We start from the raw sequence: 18,967 nt of genomic DNA on the forward strand, positions 1-18,967 counted from the left end.
TTTTGAGGTACGCTTGCGGTATTCGAATAGCAATAAACCAGGAGACTCCATGGCTGCCCCCTACGCTAGCAACCAACCCGAACGCAGCGCCATCGACGCCACCCAGGGCCTGGTCGCCCTCGACTTCGGCGCCAACTGGTGCGGCTATTGCCGCGCCGCCGAGCCGCTGATCGACCAGGCGCTGGGCGACTATCCGGCCGCCCGCCACATCAGGGTCGAGGACGGCCCCGGCCGCCCGCTGGGCCGCTCGTTCCGCATCAAGCTGTGGCCGACGGTGGTGGTGCTCAAGGATGGCCAGGAAGTCGCGCGCGTGGTGCGTCCGGTCGACGCCGACGCGGTGCGCCAGGCCCTGGCCCAGGCGGGTGCATGAGCGAAGCCACGCTGGAAAGCCAAGCGGCGGGCAACAAACCCCGCACCGTCCTGTTTGCAAGCCTGATCGGCACCACGATCGAGTTCTACGATTTCTACATCTATGCCACCGCCGCGGTGCTGGTGTTTCCGCGCCTGTTCTTCCCGGCCGCCGACCCGGGCGCGGCCGTGCTGCAGTCGCTGGCGACCTTCGCCATCGCCTTCTTCGCGCGGCCGGTCGGCTCTGCCGTGTTCGGCCACTTCGGCGACCGCATCGGGCGCAAGGCGACCCTGGTCGCGGCCCTGCTCACGATGGGCCTGTCGACCATCCTGATCGGCCTCTTGCCCACCTATGCCCAGATCGGCGTGGCGGCGCCGCTGCTGCTGGCGCTGTGCCGCTTCGGCCAGGGCCTGGGCCTGGGCGGCGAATGGGGCGGGGCGGTGCTGCTCGCCACCGAGAACGCGCCGCCGGGCAAGCGCGCCTGGTACGGCATGTTCCCGCAGCTGGGCGCGCCGATCGGCTTCTTCCTGTCGGGCGGCGTGTTCCTGCTGCTGGGCGAGCTGATGAGCGACGAAGCCTTCTTCGCCTGGGGCTGGCGGATTCCCTTCCTGGCCAGCGCCTTGCTGGTGGCGGTGGGCCTGTACATCCGCCTGAAGATCACCGAAACGCCCGACTTTCAAAAGGTGCTGGACCAGAAGGCGCGGGTCAAGGTGCCGATGGTGGCGGTGCTGCGCGACCACCGCCGCGCGCTGCTGCTCGGCACCCTGACCGCCTTGTCGACCTTCGTCATCTTCTACCTGATGACGGTGTTCGCGCTGAGCTGGGGCACCGCGCAGCTGGGCTACACGCGCCAGGAATTCCTGGTGCTGCAGCTGTTCGCGGTGGTGTTCTTCGCGCTCACGATTCCGCCGTCGGCGCTGCTGGCCGACCGCCGCGGACGGCGCAGCGCGATGATGCTGGTGAGCGCCGCGATCGCCGTGTTCGGCCTGCTGTACGGGCCGCTGTTCGGCGCCGGCGGCTGGGTCGCGGTGACCCTGTTCATGGTCCTCGGCATGTGCCTGGTCGGCTTCACCTATGGCCCGCTCGGCACCTTGCTGGCCGAGATGTTCCCGCCCGAGGTGCGTTACACCGGCGCCTCGCTCACCTTCAACTTCGCCGGCATCCTCGGCGCCTCGGTGGCGCCCTATATCGCCCTGTGGCTGGCCACGAACCACGGGCTGGAATACGTCGGCTATTATCTGAGCGGCGCGGCGCTCATCAGCCTGGTCGCCCTGGCGCTGGCCAGGGACCTGGCGCCGTCGCCCGCCAGGTGAGCGGGCGCAGCTTCGGACGCCTCGCGGCGCGTGCTCCCGCGGCCGACGACGAGGCCTTCCTCGAGGCGCTCTACCTCGACTCCCGTCCCGACCTCGGCGCGCTGCCGGTCCCGCGTGGCGTCATCGAGGGCATCGCGCGCCACCAGCGCGCCATGCAGCTCGACGATTATGCGCGGCGCTTCGCCGCGCCCGAGACCTGGCTGGTGACCGAAGAGGAGCGCCCGGTAGCGCGCATCGTGCTGGCCGAAGAGGCCGGCGCGCTGCGCGTGGTGGACCTGTCGGTGGCGCCGGCCGCGCGGCGCAAGGGCATTGCCCGGTGTATCCTGCGCGCGCTGCAGGAGGAACGCGCGCGCGTCACGCTGCGTGTGCGCAGCGGTAACCTGGCCGCACGCCGGCTGTACGGGGCGCTGGGCTTCACGCTCCTGCACGCCGATGACGCCGCCATGGAACTCGAGTGGCGCCTGACAGAAGCGCATCCGGATCGAGGCGCGCGGCGTCCGGGAGATGCGCCAGGCGATGACCTGGCGCGGGTGACGAACGCCTAGAACGAATAGACCATCGTCAGCGAGGTCTGGGTATCGGTGTTCTTCTTGTCTTCCGGGACGTCGCTGTCGTTGCGCACGCTGAAGCCGGCCTTCATCTGCATGCTGCCGTTGATCTTGGTGCTGAGCGACGTTTCGGCCACCGAGTGGGTGTTGCCGGTGCCTTTCTCGACGCTGACGGTCTGGGCGAAGAAGGCCGATGGGCTGACCTGCCAGCGGAACTGGGCCGCGCTGCGCACCGTCATGCCGCGTTCTTCTTCCTCGTTGTCGCGCTTGCCGACCGAGTAACCCGGACCGATCTCGACGTCGAGCGTCTTGTCGGGCGCCGTGTACCAGCGCGAGCCGTAACCGATGCCGACCGTCGAATACTTGCGATAGGCGCCGAACCGGTCGTCGGTGTGGGTGGCCAGCACGAAGGCGCGGCGGCCGTCGCCCAGCAGCTTGAGCGAGGCCTTGGCCGAGGTGGCCCAGCGCTGCGCCGAGCGGCTCTTCACGGGCTCGCCGAACTCGTCCTCGTACTCGTCTTCCTTGAAGTACCCGCTGGCGATGAATTCATGGCTCCAGCGCGCGGTCTCGTGACGGGCGTCGATCTTGCCCGTGACCGAGGTGCCGTTGGTATTGCCCGAGGTCGTGATCGCGCCGAGTTCGGCGGAGGTGAACCAGCCGCCGTCGGGAATCGCCGGCATCGCAACGGTGAGCGGCGCATGGACGTCGCCGACTTGCGGAAGGTCCGGAGCGGCGAGCGCCACACCGGGGAGGCCGGCCAGGGCCAGCGCCAGGATCGAAAATGGTTTCATCAGCATCTATGCGGTCGCATGGGCTGCGCCGTACCGCGTGGCATGCGCAGGGCGACCGGCCCATCGTTCGTGGATCGTGCGCGACCGTGGTGATAGCCGCGAGTTGGCGGACATTGTAACGCAAAGACAGCGCGATGCGATGCAATCGGGCATGAATGGGCGCTTGTTTAGTCGAGGCCGGCGCGAACGACCGGTCACTTTTATCGAGCGACTCAAGTGCCGACGTAGACGATCTTGAAAGCGAACAGCGCCGCGATCACCCACACCACCGGCTTGACCTCGCGCGCGCGGCCGGTCAGCAGCTTGAGCACCGCATAGCTGATGAAGCCGAAGGCGATGCCTTCGGCGATCGAATAGGTGAACGGCATGCCCAGGGCGGTCACGGCGGCCGGGATGCTCTCGGTGCTGTCGCCCCATTCGACGTCGCCCAGGTCGGACAACATCAGGCAGGCCACGAACAGCAGCGCCGGCGCGGTGGCGTAGGGCGGCACCACGGCCGCCAGCGGCGCGATGAACAGGCAGGCCAGGAACAGCGCGGCCACGGTCAGGGCGGTGAGGCCGGTGCGCCCGCCGGCCTGCACGCCGGACGCGCTTTCCAGGTAGGCGGTGGTGCTCGAGGTGCCCAGCACGCTGCCGGCGACGATCGCGCCGCTGTCGGCCAGCAGCGCCTTGTTCATCCGGTCCATCTTGCCCTCGACCAGCAGGCCGGCGCGGCGCGCCACGCCCATCAGGGTGCCGGTGGCGTCGAACAGCTCGACCAGGAAGAACACCAGCACCACGTTCAGGATGCCGGCGGCGAGGGCGCCCGGGATGTCGAGCTGGAACAAGGTCGGTTCGATCGACGGCGGCAGCGAGAACAGGCCCTGGTAGGTGTTCCCGCCGAAGAAGAAGCTGAGCACCGTCACCAGCACGATGCCGATCAGGATCGCGCCGCGCACGCGCAGGCGGTCCAGCGCCACGATGGCGAAGAAGCCGACGATCGCCATGATCGCGGCCGGCTGGTGCAGGTCGCCGGCCTTGACCAGGGTGGCTTCGTTGGCCACCACGATGCCCGCGTTCTTGAGGGCGATCAGGGCCAGGAACATGCCGAGGCCGACCGTGATCGCGACCCGCATCGAGCGTGGGATGCCGTCCACGATCATGGCGCGCAGGCCCACCATGGTGACCAGGATGAACAGGCAGCCCGAGATGAACACGGCGCCCAGCGCCGCCTGCCACGGGATGCCCATGCCGAGCACCACGGCGTAGGCGAAATAGGCGTTGAGCCCCATGCCGGGCGCCATCGCGATCGGGTAGTTGGCGTACAGGCCCATGATGGCGGTGCCGCCGGCGGCCACCAGGCAGGTGGCGACGAACACCGATTCCTTCGGCATGCCGGCGTCCCCCAGGATCGAGGGGTTCACGAAGATGATGTAGACCATCGTCAGGAAGGTGGTCAGTCCGGCCATCATCTCGGTGCGGATGTTGGTCTTGTTTTCGCTGAGTTTGAAGAGTCGTTCGAGCATGGGGGACTTTCTGGATTCGTTTTTTGCCCGAAGCATAACACCGGGACACGCCGCTTGCAGCCCGCGGCGCTACGCCGGGCCGCGCGGCGGTGTTACCATGCCGGCTCGAACCTCCATCTATTTTGTCCACACTATGCCGAAGAACAAGCGTCCCGCACCCCGCACCTCGAACAACACGCGCGAACCCGACACCGATGCCCAGGCGCGGCTGATGGCCGACATGGCCCTCGAGATCGCCGAGCGCGAGGACGAAGCGGCGCAAGGCGACGAACAGGCCGAGGCCCTGGCCAGCCTGGTGCGCAAGGCGATCCGCAAGAAGCACGACGAGGTGCTGTACGAGGCCATCGAACTGGCGCGCTACACCGATCCGCTGGCCTGCCGCCTGCTGCGCGCGCGCGTGGAAGAAGAAGCCGCCACCCTGCGCATCCGGCGCGAAGACGGTCCGGAAGTCGAGATCGACGCGTTCCTGGTGCCGCTGTTCGTGCGCAGCCGCGGCGGCCTGGACGGGCGCGAGAACTTCCAGGATCTTGACGCCTTCGAGCGTCTCTCGGCCAGCTTCCAGGAGCACGGCCTGGACAGCAAGGGCGCGAAAGTGGTGCTGCTGCAGCATGCCTACGACCTGGCCGAGATCGATCACATCGCCTACGGCACGCTGCACCAGATGCTGCGCGAAGCCGCCGCTTCGCTGCTCGAAAAAAAGCTGCAGCCGGCGCCGACCATCGAGGCCAGCATGCGCGGCTGGACCGGCGAGCCGGTGGCGCCCGACGAGACGGCGCTCGAGCTGCGCTTCCTGCTCGGCTTCTCGCTCAAGCGCGCCGACGATCCGTTCTACCGGGTCCCGCAGGACGAAGCGGGCAGCGACGCCTATTTCGCGGCGCGCATGGAACGCTACCGCGCCTGGACCGAGGCGGTGGCCCCGCTGGTGGCGCGAGCCCTCGCGCGCGAGCCGGACCGCCTGGAGCTGAACTTCCTGTACCAGGACCTGTTCTACGGCGCCAAGGAGCAGGGCGTGGCCGAACTGGCGACGCTCGGCGTGCTGGCCGAGGCCAAGCGCCTGCTGGCAGCCAAGGACCTGGCGCCGGACGCGGTGCACGCCGCGGTGGCGCCGCTGGACATGGGCGAGCACGTGGTTCTGCGCGCCAACCTGTATGCGCTCGACGGCGGCCAGCCGTGGGGCACCGTCGAAAAGCCGGTCGACCTGGCCGCCGACCTGGCCGCCGAGGTGGACGAATTGTGCGATGCACTACTGGCGCTCGGCCTGGAGGGCGTATCGATTGCCGCCGGGTTCAGCGCCGACGGGCACGCCGAAGGCGCCGAGCCTTATCACCCCGCCTGACGCCCCGTTTTCGAACCGTCCGCAACGCCCCGCCCCCCCCGATTTCGGCCGTCGGGGCGGTAAACCGGCGATTTCGGCCCCCGATTTCAGTGCAAACAGTAAAGTTTTTGCCGTTTTTTCGTAGTGGATTTTCCTGTGTTGGTGTAGGAGGCCCCTTACAAAAAATTGCCTCCCAGACGGACTCTCCCTATGAGGCCCAGCAGTAGGGCGGCAATATTTAGTTACATCTGGTGCAATGTTGCTCTGCACAACTGAAAATATTAGGAAAATTGCATGATACGATTCCGTGGTCAGACCGGCTTCCCGGGCGCCGCCACGGCCTTGTGAGAGAGAGAGGGACCGGTCCGGTTTTACTTGCCAACTACTAGAACGCCGCCGAGGCGAAAGGAAATCGACATGCCGACCCTGATCGTGTTTTGCCACCTCCGCTGGGATTTCGTGTTCCAGCGTCCCCAGCACCTGATGACCCGCCTGGCCGAACACTACAACATCCTCTTCATCGAAGAGCCGATGCACACCGAGGGCGAGGCACGTCTGGAAAAGACCGACGTCGCACCGAACATCACCGTCTGCCGTCCGCACACGCCGATCCAGCAGTTCGGCTTCCACGACGACCAGCTGCCGACCCTGCAGGCGCTGCTGGCCAACCTGGTGCCCAAGGACGAGGCCCCGATCGTCTGGTTCTACACCCCGATGGCGCTGCCGCTGCTGCAGGTCTTCAAGCCGTCCAAGGTGATCTATGACTGCATGGACGAGCTGGCCATGTTCAAGAATGCGCCGAAGCAGCTGCTGCAGCGCGAAAGCGCGCTGCTGAACATCGCCGATGTCGTCTTCACCGGCGGCCCGAGCCTGTACCAGTCGAAACGCGACCGCCACGCCAATGCCCACTGCTTCTCGAGCAGCGTCGACGCCAAGCACTTCCGCCAGGCACAGGATCGCGCCATCTCGCACCCGGACCAGGCCCATATCGCGCATCCGCGCCTGGGCTTCTACGGCGTGATCGACGAGCGCTTCGACGTCGACCTGGTCTCGAGCATGGCCGACGCCCATCCGGACTGGCAGATCGTGCTGGTCGGCCCGGTCGTCAAGATCGACCCGGCGACCCTGCCGAAGCAGCCGAACGTCCATTACATGGGCCAGCGCACCTATGACCAGCTGCCGCAGTTCCTGGCCGGCTGGGACGTCTGCCTGTTGCCGTTCGCCATGAACGATTCGACCAAGTTCATCAGCCCGACCAAGGTGCTCGAATACATGGCGGCCGAGCTGCCATGCGTGTCGACCCCGATCACCGACGTCAAGGTGCCGTATGGCGACGTGGTGGAGATCGCCGAGTCGCACGGCGACTTCATCGCCGCCTGCGAGCGCCAGCTGGCGCTGAGCGACGACGCGCGCCAGGCCATGGTGCAACGCATGCGCGAAGTGGTGGCCGGCACCTCGTGGGACCTGACCGCCAGCCGCATGCACGAGCTGATCGGCAACGCCGTCCCGGGCAACAAGGTCGAACGCTTCTTCGCCAACAGCCAGGAAGCGGCGCGCATGCCGGCCGAAACGCTGCCGGTGGCCCAGGTCGGCTGATTGGATCCAGGCCGCTTGAACCCGGCCTGGCCCCCTGACACGTCGTCCCCGCACAGGCGGGGTCATACCCGCCTGAGCACTTCCTCGATCGCCTCCACCGTCGCCGGCTTGGTCAGGTGTTGGTCGAACCCCGCCGCCTTGGTCCTGGCCCGGTCGGCTTCGCCGCCCCATCCCGTCAACGCCACCAGCCGGATGCCCGCCAGGCGGGCGTCTTCCCGGATCGCCGTCGCCACCTCGTAGCCGGACATGCCCGGCATGCCGAGGTCCAGGAACACCACGTCCGGCATCAGGCTGGGCAGCATGCGCAGCGCCTGGCGGCCGTCGTTGGCCACCGGCGCGCGGTGGCCCATCATATTGAGCAGGGCGGCCAGGGTCTCGGCCGCGTCGCGGTTGTCGTCGACCACCAGCACGCTGCGCCCCGTCGGCGCGGCCTCGGGCGTCGTTCCGGTCGTCCCGTCCTGGTCCGCGAGCGCCGCCTGTGCAGCGGCGAGCAGCGGCAGGCGCACCGTGAAGACGCTGCCGGCATTGGTGCCGGCGCTGGATGCGCTCACGCTGCCGCCGTGCAGCTCGACCAGGCTGCGCACCAGCGACAAACCGATGCCGAGCCCGCCGGATCCTGGCTGCTGCGCCTGCCCGACCTGGGTGAACATGCGAAATACCTCTTCCAGCGCCTCGGGCGCGATGCCGATTCCGTTGTCGGTCACCGTCACCACCGCCTCGTCACCATCGCGCCTGGCCTCGAGCGCGATGCGTCCGCCCTTGGGCGTATAGCGCGCCGCATTGTTCAGCAGATTGCTCACCACCTGGGTCAGGCGGGTCGGGTCGGCGTCGAGCACCAGGGCTTCGTCAGGGAGGCGCAGGTCGAAAGCGTGGCGCCCCGCCTCGATCAGCGGCATGCTGGTCTCGACCGCGGCCGTCAGGACCGTCGCCAGCTCGACCCGCTCGCGCCGCAGCTCGACCTGGCCGCGCGTGATGCGCGCCACGTCCAGCAGATCGTCGACCAGGTTCACCAGGTGGTCGAGCTGGCGCTCCATGATGTCGTGCACGCGGCTGACAGCCTCGCGGTCGGCGGGCGAGCGCCGGATGAACTGCAGCCCGCTGCGGATCGGCGCCAGCGGATTCCTCAGTTCGTGCGCCAGGGTGGCCAGGAACTCGGTCTTGAGGCGGTTGGCTTCGGACAGGTCGGCCGCCATGCGCCGCAGCGCGGCGTCGGAGCGGCGCCGTTCGGTAATGTCGGTAAACAGCACCGCGACCCGGCGCCGTTCGGGCGGCCCCAGCCGCGTCGCGTGCACGTCGTACCAGCGGTGCAGGCCGCGCGCCTCGTTCTCGAAGCGCACCGCCTCGCCGGTTTGCGCCACCCGGCCATAGGTGTCGAACCAGTGCTGCTCGTGGTTGGGCACCAGCTGGCGGATCGTCTTGCCCACCGCATCGAGCAGGCCGGTATGCTTGACGAAGGCCGGATTGGCCTCGACGAACAGGTAGTCGCAGGGCTGGCCTTCACTGTCGTAGATCATGTCGATCACGCACAGGCCTTCGTCGATCGAGTCGAACACGGTGTGGTAGCGCTCTTCGGTGGCGCGCAGCTGCTGCTCGGCCTCGCGCTGGCGCGTGGCGTCCATGACCACCCCGTGCACCTCGCACGGCGCGCCATGGTCGTCATACTCGACGTGGCCGCGCGCGATCATCCAGCGCCAGCCGCCGGCGTCCGCCCGGATGCGGTAGGTGGCGGCATAAAGGCCTTCGCCGTCGATCGCGGCATTGATCTGCGCCACCGTCGGTTCGATGTCGTCCGGATGGAAGGCCGCCAGGTAGGTGGCGAGCGGCGCGTCCAGGCGCCGCTCCTCTGCAACCCCGAACAGCGCCGCCATGCGGGCGTCGGCCCGGACCCGGTCTTGCAGGATGTCCCACGACCAGATGCCAAGCTCGGCGGCCTCGACGATGCGTTCCAGGCGCGAACGGGTCTGCTCCAGTGCCGTCTCCGCCCGCTGCCGCTCTTCCTGGCTGTTGAAGGCCTCGATGTAGAAACGCGCCTTGGCGCGCAGGATCGTGGGGGAGAGCGGTTCGGTAAGCACGGCGATGGCGCCGGCGTCGTACAGCAATTCCTGGGGGAAGGGCAGGGGTTGCGGCAGGCCGAGCGCCACGATCGGCGTGCGGCTGGAGCGCGGGTTCGCGCGCACCGCGCGAATGGTGGCGAGCATGCCCTCGGCGTCGCCCGAAAAGCCGACCAGGATCAGGGCGAAATCGCCCTTGCGGGCCTGTTCCAGGCCGTCGGACTGGGTGGTCGCCCGCACGATGGCCTGGTCCAGTTCGCGCGAGACCTGGTTGACGATCGGGTCGTCGATCGCGCGCTTGCAGATGAAAAGAACACGCCTGTGGCTGGCGTGCGGTATGGTGTCAGTCAGGGACATCTTGGCCCGGAAAATTGGTTATGGTTATTTCGGCAATCTAAGTGTGTCGCCGGGCCATGTCAACGATTTTGCGCTTTTTCGGTGCGCCGGCGCCCCCTGTCAGGATTTGTCCGGCACCTGCTGCGAGGGCACCGGCGTGCGCAGCGCCTCGGGAACGGCGTCGGCGATGCCCTGCGACGGCGCCTGGCCGATGCGGCGCGCCTCGTCGGAATGCTGGTCGAGGTTCACTTCTTCGGCCACGTCGAAGCGGCCGTCCTCGGCGCCTTCGTCGCCCGGCAACAGGTTGTCGGAACGGTTGTCCTGGCCTCCGGCGGGAACCGGAACGTCCTGCTTGCGGTCAGAGTGATCGGGAGCGCTCATGTGGACCTCCATGAAATGGTAGACATGGTCCGATTATGGCGCAGGGCCCCTGCGCCGGGCGCACGCGAGCGTCGCGTGCGGGCGCTCACGGGCCCCGCTTTTTGCGCGGCAAATTCTTTTCCAGGATGGCCCACAAGATCAAGCCATAGGCCAATAACCGGATCAGGTAGTGCAGCGGCGAATCCTCGCCGCCGCCGTCGCGCAATACCGCATACACGCGGTGCAGCCCTTCGATCGCGAACGACAGGGCGAAATACAGGAAGAAACGGTCGCCGCTGGCGCGCCAGAAGCGCAGGAAGAACAGGGCGATGATCAGGGAAGCCATGGCGATGGCGCCGGCCAGCAGATTGGTCATCGCTTCAGTCCTTTTCGTAGATCAGGCCGTAGAGCAGGAGCAGGCAGGCCACCAGCGCGCTCGCCTGGCGCCAGGGCAGCAGGTCGACCTGGGTGGGAAACACGACCTTGTCCAATAACAGCAAGAGATTATTCAAGGTCATGCCCGCAAAACAGGCGCCGCTCCAGAACAGCAGCCGCAGCCGCGTGCGCCGGTAGCCGGCGAACAGCAGCACGGCGCAGGTCAGCGCGGTCAGCATGCAGAGGGTATAGATCACTTCGCCCATATCACATCGTCCCGAAGGGTATGCTCATCATTCTTGTCGGCGCCCGGCGCCGGCTCTTTGCGTCTAATTTGTGTCTGACTACGACATCCAGTTTATTGCATGCAGATCAGTGGCCGCGTCTTCCCTTCATTCGTCCTTGCGCAGGCGGAAAGCGTCGGCGAACTGCTGGGCCTGGCGCTCGAGGCTGGAGTGGATCAAGTGAGTGACCTCCACCAGGTGCCGGCCATACAGGTCGGCCAGGCGATCGATCCGTTCGCGCAGGGCCTCGCTGACGGGCTCGTAGCGATAACAGTGGGCGGCCGGCGGATCGCAGGGCTGCGCGATGCCCGCCTTGCATAAATCGGACAGCAGCTGGCCCGCCACGCGCTCACGGATATAGAGCCGGCTGGCCAGCATGGCGCTTTCCCACTGCTGGGTGGGGTCGGCGCGCAGCAGCAGCAAGGCTTCCAGGAAGGGCACGGAAGGAACGCTCGTCAGGACGAAACGGCGTAGATCTTCCGGGATTGGCGGGTGGGTCATTCGTGGCGAACTTGTTTCCCAAATGGAAAATCTTATTGAGAAAGCGTTAATTTTAAAACATTCCGTGAGGAATTGCTCATGCAATCGTGCGCACCCGGTGCGCAGTGTCATGGGTATCGCCGCGCGCGCCGATCAATGCAAAGTTAATGCTCAGGAGCACCTGCTCAGCTAAAATGCCCGCTTTCTTCACCATTGCCGTTCAATCATGCTTCGCTCCACCCTGGGCAGACTTCTTGCCCGCCTCGCCGTCGCCGGCGCCTTGCTGTCCGCCGGCGCGGCGCAGGCCGACAGTTGTCCTGTCCACTACCTCGACGGCCGCGCGCCCGAGATCCACAACCAGAAACTGGCGAAATCCACGCGCGAGCTGTGCTACGGCGTGTTCGGCGTCATGCATTCAGGCGTGACCCGCACGCCGCTGTGGTCGGCCGAATACGTGCGCGCCGATAACCTCAAGCGGGCCCAGGGCCTGGACCGCGACGACAAGTTCCACGCCGAGGGGCGCCTGCCGCGCGGCCAGCGCGCCGAGCTGTCGGACTATGCGCGCAGCGGTTTCGATCGCGGCCACCTGGCGCCGAACGCCAATATGCCCGACCGCCGCACCCAGCGCGAGAGCTTTTCGCTGGCCAATATGGTCCCGCAAGACCGCGACCACAACCGCCACATCTGGGCGCCGATCGAGGGCGCGGTGCGCACCATGGCGAAGAAGGAAGGGGAGCTGTACGTGATCACCGGCCCGGCCTTCCTCGGCGCCAGCCTGAAGAAGGTCGGCAACGTCATCGTGCCGAGCCATCTGTACAAGGTGGTGTACAGTCCGCGCCAGAAGCTGGCCGCGGCCTGGTTCACCGAAAACCGCGCCGATGCGCCGATCAATGTGGTGCCGGTCGCCGAGCTGGAACGCATCGTCGGCATCGAACTGCTGCCGTCCCTGTCGGCAAAGCAGAAAGAACGCATGCTGCGCCTGCCCAAGATCAAGCAGCGCAAGAACCGATCGTAAAGGAACGCCATGAGCAAGAAGAAACCAACCTCGTTCACCCCGTTCGCCAACGAAGCCGACGTCGCCGGCATCGGCGACCTGATGCTGGAAAACCGCGTCGACCGCATCACGATCTCGGGCGACGTCGACCTGACCGCCGACGTGCCCGGGCTGGACAAGGCGCGCCGCCTGCACGCGCTTCTTGGCGAGATCGTGGCCGTGCTCGAGGCGCGCGACCTGCCGGACGCGCTGCCGCCGCCCGAGGTCAAGACCATCGACAACCCGTTCGCCTGAGCACGGCGCGCCGGTTCCGGTGCGCTGTCCATGCCGGGCGTCCGCCCGGCTTTCCTCCGCCTGTCGTCCTGCGCCTACGTGCTCATCCGTAGGTGGTCCGACGCCGCATTTCGCCTTGTTCTGACATGATCTTTCCAACGGTCAATGGTGTGCGAGCCCCATCAGTATTGGAGTAATCTTGACAATAAAGCGCAAACGAGCGGCAGTCTCGTCGCCGGCGCCAGTACCACCATTTTTCGGAGGAACGACCATGCAACATACCCTTGTCGCGGTGTTCGACAACCGCACCGATGCGCAGAACGCCATGAACGAACTGCTGTCGTCGGGCTTTACCCGTACCGACGTCCGCCTGTCCAACGCCGACCCGACCGGTCAGACCGACAGCGTGTCCGGCCGTTCCGACCTCGACACCGAACGCAGCGCGGACGGTGACACCGGCATCACCGCCAGCATCAAGAATTTCTTCAGCGACCTGTTTGGTTCGGATAATGCGGAACACGTGAGCCGCTACGAGGGCGCCGTCACCCGCGGCCACCATGTGCTGACCGTGGTCGCCGCCTCGCTGCCGGAAGTCGAGCGCGCCGCCGACATCGTCGAGCGCTACGGCCCGACCGACATCGACGAGAACGCCACCGGAACCCCGGACCTCGCAACGGGCGGCATCAGCGCCGGCGCCATGCGCATGGGCAGCAGTGCCGGCATGCAGCAATCGTCGTCGATGTCGGCCCAGTCGGGCTCGCTCGGCAATGCGCAGGCGGCGCCGACGCCCACACTCGACAATCCGGGCGACCGCCCGCTGTTCCAGCAAGGCTCCCTGAACCAGGGCCAGACCGTCGGCGGCACCCACCAGGAATCGCTGGGCAGCAGCGGCCTGACCGCCACCGGCGGCACCTCGCTGCAAAGCTCGACGCTGCGCGACGACCCGCTGCAGAACGCGCCGCTCGACGGCAGCCAGCAGGGCGGCCTGGCGGCCGGCAGCGCGCAGCTGGACAACGACCGCATCGCCGCCCAGGGTTCGAACCTGGGCAACACCGCATCGGCGGGCAGCACCTCGTCCATCCAGGGCTCGGCCCTGGAAGGGTCGATCCGCAGCGACTCGCTGCAGCGTGACACCCAGACCGGCTCGCTGGCGGGCGGCAGCGCCAGCCTGGACAAGCAGCGCAGCGGCGTGCGCATCTTCTCGCGCGGCCAGTCGGACGCCGCCCTGGGCCTGGGCGGCAGCGCGGGTTCGGCCTCGAGCACCATGGGTTCGTACGACGACGATACCTACTATCGCAACCATTTCAACACCACCTACGGCGCCACCGGCGCGTCCTACGACGACTACCTGCCGGCCTACAGCTACGGCAGCGAAGCCGCGCGCAGCGGCCGCTACACCAACCGCGCCTGGGACGACATCGAAACCGACCTGCGCAGCGACTGGGACAGCCGCCACGCCACCGGCGGCGAGCCATCGACCTGGGAAAAGATGAAGGCCGCGGTGCGCCACGGCTGGGAACGCATGACCCGCGACGACGACGACGACCAGTACCGCAGCCACTACGACAGTACCTATGCGAGCAGCGGCACGAAGTTCGAGGAACTGAAGCCGGCATACGCCTATGGCAGCGAGATGCGCCGCAGCGAGATGTATCGTAACCAGCCATGGGACGACGTCGAGGGCACCCTGCGCACCGGCTGGGACAACCGCATCGACGGCACCCGCGACTTCAGCACCACCGGCAGCGACACCAGCGAACCGTCGACCTGGGATCGCGTCAAGAACGCCGTCCGCCACGGCTGGGACCGCATGACGGACGACAACGACGATGACGTCTACTACCGCAACCACTGGAACTCGACCTACGGCGCCGCCGGCGGCTCGTACGACGAGTACCGCCCGGCCTACAGCTACGGTTCGGAAATGGCGCGCAACGACCAGTACCGCGGCCGCAGCTGGGACGCGGTCGAGACCGACCTGCGCAGCGACTGGGATCGCCGCTATCCGGGTGAGCAATCAACCTGGGACAAGATGAAGTCCGCCGTGCGTCGCGGCTGGGACCGCATGACCGACGGCGATAACGACGCCTACTACCGCAACCACTGGAACTCGGTGTATGGCGCCACCGGCGAGGCCTATGACGAATACCGTCCGGCCTACAGCTACGGCTCGGAAATGGCGCTCAACGACAAGTACCGCGGCCGTCCGTGGAACGACGTCGAGACCGACCTGCGCAGCGACTGGGATACCCGCTATCCGGCCGACCAGTCGACCTGGGAAAAGATGAAATCGGCCGTGCGTCACGGCTGGGATCGCATGATGCGTTAAGCCCGCACCTCGGGAAATGAACGCGGCGCCCTCGGGCGCCGCTTTTCATGGCACTACACCTGTTGCTCTACCGGTTCACCTGGCGAACACCTGCGCCGCCGGCGTGATGGTCACCGCCTCCGGCCTGATGTTCAGCTTCATCGAGCCGATCTGCTGGTCCTCGTCCAGCAAGGCCTGCGGCTTGTTGGCGTCGTACTTGATCGGCGAGAAGGCGTCGCTCACCAGCGCCTGTTTCAGGCCGGCCGCATCCTTGGTGATGATCACCACCGACAGGTTCCTGGCCGACAGGTGCTTCCTGATCGCCGCATTGACGTCGGCCGCGCTCAGCTTCGACAGGGCGTCGCGCATCATGGCGGTGAAGTCCGGCGTGCCGTACCACTGCGAATCGAGCGCATAGCCCAGCTGCTGGTCCTGGGTCGCGGTCATTACGAACACGTTCTTCAGCAGATAGTCGCGGGTGGTCTCGAAGTCGGCCTGGCTGATGCCCCCATCGACCATCTTGCCCAGTTCGTGCAGCGCCACGCGCAGCGCGAAGTGGCCGTTCTGCGGCGCCACCGGGCGGATCCAGACCTCGAACAGCTGCGCCTTGCGGCCCAGGTTGGGGTTCGGGAAGAACTGGAACATCCCGCGCGGGAAGGCTTCGATATACGCGTAGTCGCCATAGTTCATGCCGCGCTCTTCGCGGATGCGCTGGTACAGGTGGGCGCTCGAGGAGCGGTGTTCGCCGAACCAGGTCTTGGCCAGCCACAGGGCGGCGAAGTCCGGGTGCTTGCGCGTGACTTCGAGCGGCAGGCCGAACGAGATCGCGGTGGCGCGCGTGTTCTTCTCGACGATCTCCACTTCCAGGCCATTCGGCATGCGGCCTTTCGGCACGCCCGTCGCGGGGAGGCCCGCGCCTTGCGGCAGGCGCGCCAGCTGCGCCTTGAGCGAGGCCGTCATCGCTTCCGACACGTCGCCCGAGATGCCGACCTTCACCGCGCCCCGGGTATACGCCTTGGCGTAGAAGGCCTTCACGTCATCCAGGGTGATGGCGTCGATGCCGGCGACGGTGCCGAGCACAGGATGACCGTAGCCGGTGCCGGCGAACACATTCGCTTGCAGCCGCTCTTTGCCGAATTCCTCCTCGTTGTTGTCCTTCAGGTCCAGCACCAGCGCGTTGCGCTGGGCGTCCTTCAGGCGCCGGAAATCTTCCTCGCGAAAGCCCGGGTCCACCAGCAGGGGCATGGCGATGCCGAGGAATTGGTCCCAGTTGTCCTTGTGGATGGTGCCGGTGAAGGTCGTCATCTCCTTGTCGGTCTGCTCGGTGAAGCTGCCGGCCATCGGGAACAGCGACTTGGTCACCTCGTCGATCTTGCGCTCGCGCGAACCGCTCGCCGCCACCATCGCGGCGGTGAGGGCGGCCAGGCCTTCCTTGCCCTTCGGGTCGTGGCTCGATCCGGCGGCGAACAGCAGCTTGAAGCGGATCTGCGGCAAGGCCGACTTCTGCACCAGCACGTCGAACTTCGCATCAACCTCCCGAGGGGCGAACGATGCCAGCTTCGGCAACGCTTCGATGCCCTTCGGCAGCGCCTCATGCGACAGGGTGGTGACCACCATGCTGTCGTCGACCAGGTATTTGCGGGCGGCGGCCTGCAGGTCGGCCGGCGTCAAGCTGTCGATCGCGCGGTAGTACCCGTTCAGGGTGCCGTAGGAGCGCTCGAAATGCACGTAGGACGCCAGCGTCGAGGCGATCGCCTCGGTGTTGTCGAGCGAGCGGATCAGGCCATACTTCTGGGCCGACTTGGCCGCTTCCAGTTCCTGGCTGCTGACCGGTTCGTCGCGCAGTTTCGCCACCGTCTGCAGGATGGCGTCGCGCACCATCAATGCGTCGGCTGGATTCTTCACGCGCGCGCCGACGGTGGCCAGGGTCGGATCGACCCGGTTCGGGGTGAAGTCGAACAGCTGGTCGACCTTTTGCTCGTCCTGCACCAGGCGCTTGTACAGCGGCGAGGTGCGCCCGAACGACAGCGACAGCGCCATCGACAGCGCCGCCTGCTCCTTCTGCCGGGCGACGAAGCTCGGGGCGCGCCAGGCGACCGTCACCAGCGGCAGGGTCGGGGTCTGCCAGGCCACGTGGCGGTACTGGGCGCCGCGCGGCGCGGGTTCGACCGGCACGTTCGAGGTGAAGGCGCCGCGCTTCCAACCGGCCCAGTATTTCTCGACCATGGCGATCGCCTTCGACGGTTCGACGTCGCCGGCGATGATGATGGTGGTCTTTTCGGGACGATACCAGCGGTCGAAGAAGACCTTCGAGTAATCGTACTGGTTGGGCATGTCCTCGATGTCCTTGAGGAAGCCCATCGTGGTGTGCTTGTAGGTGTGGGTGGTGTAGGCGGCGTCGCGCTGCACCTCGAACAGCTTCGACATCGGGTTCGCGCTGTTCTTGTTGTATTCGCCCAGCACGGCGCGCGATTCGGTCTTGAAGGCCGCGATCGGATACGACAGGTGCTGGAAGCGGTCGGCCTCGACCTTCAGCACCGTTTCCAGGTCCTGCTTGGCGAAGGTGGTGTAGTAATTGGTGAGATCGTCGCTGGTATACGCGTTCTGGCGCGCGCCGGCCTTCGTGATCACTTCCTGGTATTTTTCGGGCGGGTAGGTCGGCGTCCCGCGGAACATCATGTGCTCGAAGAAGTGGGCGAAGCCCGACTTGCCCGGTTCGACTTCGTTGCGCGACCCGGTCTGCACCGGGATGTGCACCGAGACCAGGTTGGGGAAGCCGGTCGGCACCACGATGACCTTCAGCCCGTTGGGAAGCAGTTTTTCGGTTGCCTTGAATGGCAGCACGTCACCACCGGTGGCGGCCTTGGCGGCCGTGGGGGTGGCCGACGCCGCATGGACGGCGCCCGCCACCAGCACGCCGGAAATCAATGTCGCGAGCGTGGTGCGCGACAGGGTCGATTGAAACACAATGTCTCCTTGGGAAATAGACAATCGCGAAGGATAGTCTATCCACCAAGGAATGAACAGCCGTAGGAATGCCCGTCTTTACGCGGCTTCCGTCATCGGCAGGCTGATGCGGTTGCGCCCCAGGTGCTTGGCGCGGTACAGGGCGGCGTCGGCGATCGCGACCAGCTGGCTGGCATGGTTGTCGGGCCCGGCGATCGCGGTGGCGGCGCCGATCGACACCGTCACGTGGCCGGCGGCGAAGCGGCACGGCAGTTGCAGCTGTTCGACCCGGCAGCGGATGCGCTCGGCCACGATGGCCGCGCCTTTCAGCGACTGGTTGGGCAGGATCACGGCAAATTCCTCGCCGCCGTAGCGCGCCACCAGGTCGTTGGCCCGCATCTCGCTGGCCACGGCGCGCGCCACCCGCTTCAGGCACTCGTCGCCGCCCAGGTGGCCATGGGCATCGTTATACGCCTTGAAGTTGTCGACGTCGACCATCAGCAGCGACAGCGGCTGCATCTGGCGCAGTGCGCGCGTCCATTCCGCATGCAGGGTGTCGTCGAAGCAGCGCCGGTTGGCCAGGCCCGTCAAGCCGTCGCGCGTGGCCAGCTGCTCGAGCGCGATCTGCGCCATCTTGGCGTCGGTGAGGTCGCGCAGGGTCTCGACCACCGCCGACAGCTGGCCCCTGGCATTGAAGATCGGGCTGGCGTCGGCCGCCAGGTAGCGGCGCCGGCCGGCGCGCGGCATGTCGCACCAGCTCTCGATCGACAGCGGACCGGGACAATGGCCCTCCACGCCAGGGGGCGGCCGGACCTCGTCGCGCCGGCCCTTGAGCACCAGGTCGGCCAGGGTGGGGCGCTGGATCTCGTAGAAACTGCGCCAGTGGTCGCCGGTGCCGAGCACTTCCGGCGCCGGCACACCGGTCAGCTCCCCGCAGGCGCGGTTCCAGATCATGACGCGGGCGTCGGTGCCCAGCACGAAGACCGGCACCGACAGGCTTTCCATCAATTGCCCCACGAATGCCACGTCCTGGACCAGGGCTGTCGGGCCTGTGCCGGTGCTGGGTGCGCTCATGAGCCGTCCTCTGTGGTTGCGGTGTCGGAGAGCGACAACCGGTGAGTTGCCGCTAGGGACCGATTCTGC

At 66.8% G+C, this 18,967-nt stretch carries 17 protein-coding genes; 8 read left to right on the top strand and 9 right to left on the bottom strand.

Annotation, left to right across the window (positions count from 1 at the left end; all coding sequences use genetic code 11):
- The first annotated feature begins 49 nt into the window (after positions 1-49).
- The 3 genes from HMPREF9710_RS23950 to HMPREF9710_RS26790 are packed head-to-tail and all read left to right on the top strand — an operon-like array spanning position 50 to position 2,207.
- Complete coding sequence (locus tag HMPREF9710_RS23950) at positions 50-370, top strand: thioredoxin family protein (protein ID WP_005670781.1); 321 nt, start codon at positions 50-52, stop codon at positions 368-370.
- A complete protein-coding gene (locus HMPREF9710_RS23955; RefSeq protein ID WP_005670783.1) occupies positions 367-1,662 on the top strand; it encodes an MFS transporter in 1,296 nt (431 codons plus the stop codon). The genes HMPREF9710_RS23950 and HMPREF9710_RS23955 overlap by 4 nt, the downstream gene beginning before the upstream one ends.
- Positions 1,659-2,207, top strand: coding sequence for a GNAT family N-acetyltransferase (locus HMPREF9710_RS26790; RefSeq protein WP_005670785.1), 549 nt, complete (start codon positions 1,659-1,661; stop codon positions 2,205-2,207). Before HMPREF9710_RS23955 ends, HMPREF9710_RS26790 begins: the two co-directional genes overlap by 4 nt.
- On the opposite strand, the gene HMPREF9710_RS23965 is transcribed toward HMPREF9710_RS26790, so the two are convergent.
- Complete coding sequence (locus HMPREF9710_RS23965; protein ID WP_005670787.1) at positions 2,204-3,007, bottom strand: DUF481 domain-containing protein; 804 nt, start codon at positions 3,005-3,007, stop codon at positions 2,204-2,206. The two genes, HMPREF9710_RS26790 and HMPREF9710_RS23965, sit on opposite strands and share 4 nt — an antisense overlap.
- A 206-nt stretch (positions 3,008-3,213) precedes the next feature.
- On the bottom strand, positions 3,214-4,506 hold the full coding sequence (locus HMPREF9710_RS23970; RefSeq protein WP_005670789.1) for an NCS2 family permease: 1,293 nt from the start codon (positions 4,504-4,506) through the stop codon (positions 3,214-3,216).
- A 97-nt stretch (positions 4,507-4,603) separates the two neighbouring features.
- Between HMPREF9710_RS23970 and HMPREF9710_RS23975 the strand changes: the two genes are divergently transcribed.
- Both HMPREF9710_RS23975 and HMPREF9710_RS23980 read left to right on the top strand, forming a co-directional pair.
- Positions 4,604-5,842, top strand: a complete 1,239-nt coding sequence (locus HMPREF9710_RS23975; RefSeq protein ID WP_229409927.1) for a hypothetical protein — start codon at positions 4,604-4,606, stop codon at positions 5,840-5,842.
- 396 nt (positions 5,843-6,238) lie between these two features.
- Positions 6,239-7,417: a glycosyltransferase gene (locus HMPREF9710_RS23980; protein ID WP_005670793.1), complete on the top strand. Its 1,179-nt coding sequence runs from the start codon at positions 6,239-6,241 to the stop codon at positions 7,415-7,417.
- A gap of 62 nt (positions 7,418-7,479) precedes the next feature.
- On the opposite strand, the gene HMPREF9710_RS23985 is transcribed toward HMPREF9710_RS23980, so the two are convergent.
- The 5 genes from HMPREF9710_RS23985 to HMPREF9710_RS24005 form a co-directional block, all read right to left on the bottom strand.
- Positions 7,480-9,825: an ATP-binding protein gene (locus HMPREF9710_RS23985; protein ID WP_005670795.1), complete on the bottom strand. Its 2,346-nt coding sequence runs from the start codon at positions 9,823-9,825 to the stop codon at positions 7,480-7,482.
- Between the two features lie 99 nt (positions 9,826-9,924).
- A complete protein-coding gene (locus HMPREF9710_RS23990) occupies positions 9,925-10,185 on the bottom strand; it encodes a hypothetical protein (protein ID WP_005670796.1) in 261 nt (86 codons plus the stop codon).
- Positions 10,186-10,270: 85 nt separating this feature from the next.
- Positions 10,271-10,540, bottom strand: coding sequence for a DUF5985 family protein (locus HMPREF9710_RS23995; protein WP_005670797.1), 270 nt, complete (start codon positions 10,538-10,540; stop codon positions 10,271-10,273).
- 4 nt (positions 10,541-10,544) lie between these two features.
- Positions 10,545-10,805 (bottom strand): DUF5985 family protein, encoded by a 261-nt coding sequence (locus tag HMPREF9710_RS24000; RefSeq protein ID WP_005670799.1) that lies wholly within the window; start codon positions 10,803-10,805, stop codon positions 10,545-10,547.
- A gap of 126 nt (positions 10,806-10,931) precedes the next feature.
- Positions 10,932-11,324: a hypothetical protein gene (locus tag HMPREF9710_RS24005; protein WP_005670801.1), complete on the bottom strand. Its 393-nt coding sequence runs from the start codon at positions 11,322-11,324 to the stop codon at positions 10,932-10,934.
- A gap of 205 nt (positions 11,325-11,529) precedes the next feature.
- On the opposite strand from HMPREF9710_RS24005, the gene HMPREF9710_RS24010 reads away from it, so the two are divergent.
- The 3 genes from HMPREF9710_RS24010 (at position 11,530) to HMPREF9710_RS26795 (ending at position 14,899) form a co-directional block, all read left to right on the top strand.
- Positions 11,530-12,318, top strand: a complete 789-nt coding sequence (locus HMPREF9710_RS24010; protein WP_005670803.1) for a DNA/RNA non-specific endonuclease — start codon at positions 11,530-11,532, stop codon at positions 12,316-12,318.
- A gap of 9 nt (positions 12,319-12,327) precedes the next feature.
- A complete protein-coding gene (locus HMPREF9710_RS24015) occupies positions 12,328-12,591 on the top strand; it encodes a hypothetical protein (RefSeq protein WP_005670805.1) in 264 nt (87 codons plus the stop codon).
- A 250-nt stretch (positions 12,592-12,841) separates the two neighbouring features.
- Positions 12,842-14,899: a hypothetical protein gene (locus tag HMPREF9710_RS26795; protein ID WP_005670807.1), complete on the top strand. Its 2,058-nt coding sequence runs from the start codon at positions 12,842-12,844 to the stop codon at positions 14,897-14,899.
- A 75-nt stretch (positions 14,900-14,974) separates the two neighbouring features.
- Here HMPREF9710_RS26795 and HMPREF9710_RS24025 read toward each other — a convergent pair whose 3' ends face one another.
- Together HMPREF9710_RS24025 and HMPREF9710_RS24030 are read right to left on the bottom strand one after the other, a co-directional pair.
- Positions 14,975-17,845 carry a M16 family metallopeptidase gene (locus HMPREF9710_RS24025; RefSeq protein WP_005670809.1) on the bottom strand — a complete coding sequence of 957 codons (2,871 nt, stop codon included), beginning with the start codon at positions 17,843-17,845 and terminating at the stop codon, positions 14,975-14,977.
- Between the two features lie 78 nt (positions 17,846-17,923).
- Positions 17,924-18,898 carry a sensor domain-containing diguanylate cyclase gene (locus tag HMPREF9710_RS24030; protein WP_005670811.1) on the bottom strand — a complete coding sequence of 325 codons (975 nt, stop codon included), beginning with the start codon at positions 18,896-18,898 and terminating at the stop codon, positions 17,924-17,926.
- Positions 18,899-18,967: the final 69 nt, after the last annotated feature.

This window comes from Massilia timonae CCUG 45783, assembly GCF_000315425.1.
Lineage (GTDB): Bacteria > Pseudomonadota > Gammaproteobacteria > Burkholderiales > Burkholderiaceae_D > Telluria > Telluria timonae.

Excerpts from the sequence above, each read along its gene's own strand:
- HMPREF9710_RS23950 (WP_005670781.1), top strand. The coding sequence starts at position 50 with ATGGCTGCCCCCTACGCTAGCAACCAACCCGAACGCAGCGCCATCGAC.
- HMPREF9710_RS23955 (WP_005670783.1), top strand. The coding sequence starts at position 367 with ATGAGCGAAGCCACGCTGGAAAGCCAAGCGGCGGGCAACAAACCCCGC.
- HMPREF9710_RS23965 (WP_005670787.1), bottom strand. The coding sequence starts at position 3,007 with ATGCTGATGAAACCATTTTCGATCCTGGCGCTGGCCCTGGCCGGCCTC.
- HMPREF9710_RS23970 (WP_005670789.1), bottom strand. The coding sequence starts at position 4,506 with ATGCTCGAACGACTCTTCAAACTCAGCGAAAACAAGACCAACATCCGC.
- HMPREF9710_RS23975 (WP_229409927.1), top strand. The coding sequence starts at position 4,604 with ATGCCGGCTCGAACCTCCATCTATTTTGTCCACACTATGCCGAAGAAC.
- HMPREF9710_RS23980 (WP_005670793.1), top strand. The coding sequence starts at position 6,239 with ATGCCGACCCTGATCGTGTTTTGCCACCTCCGCTGGGATTTCGTGTTC.
- HMPREF9710_RS23985 (WP_005670795.1), bottom strand. The coding sequence starts at position 9,825 with ATGTCCCTGACTGACACCATACCGCACGCCAGCCACAGGCGTGTTCTT.
- HMPREF9710_RS23990 (WP_005670796.1), bottom strand. The coding sequence starts at position 10,185 with ATGAGCGCTCCCGATCACTCTGACCGCAAGCAGGACGTTCCGGTTCCC.
- HMPREF9710_RS23995 (WP_005670797.1), bottom strand. The coding sequence starts at position 10,540 with ATGACCAATCTGCTGGCCGGCGCCATCGCCATGGCTTCCCTGATCATC.
- HMPREF9710_RS24000 (WP_005670799.1), bottom strand. The coding sequence starts at position 10,805 with ATGGGCGAAGTGATCTATACCCTCTGCATGCTGACCGCGCTGACCTGC.
- HMPREF9710_RS24005 (WP_005670801.1), bottom strand. The coding sequence starts at position 11,324 with ATGACCCACCCGCCAATCCCGGAAGATCTACGCCGTTTCGTCCTGACG.
- HMPREF9710_RS24010 (WP_005670803.1), top strand. The coding sequence starts at position 11,530 with ATGCTTCGCTCCACCCTGGGCAGACTTCTTGCCCGCCTCGCCGTCGCC.
- HMPREF9710_RS24015 (WP_005670805.1), top strand. The coding sequence starts at position 12,328 with ATGAGCAAGAAGAAACCAACCTCGTTCACCCCGTTCGCCAACGAAGCC.
- HMPREF9710_RS26795 (WP_005670807.1), top strand. The coding sequence starts at position 12,842 with ATGCAACATACCCTTGTCGCGGTGTTCGACAACCGCACCGATGCGCAG.
- HMPREF9710_RS24030 (WP_005670811.1), bottom strand. The coding sequence starts at position 18,898 with ATGAGCGCACCCAGCACCGGCACAGGCCCGACAGCCCTGGTCCAGGAC.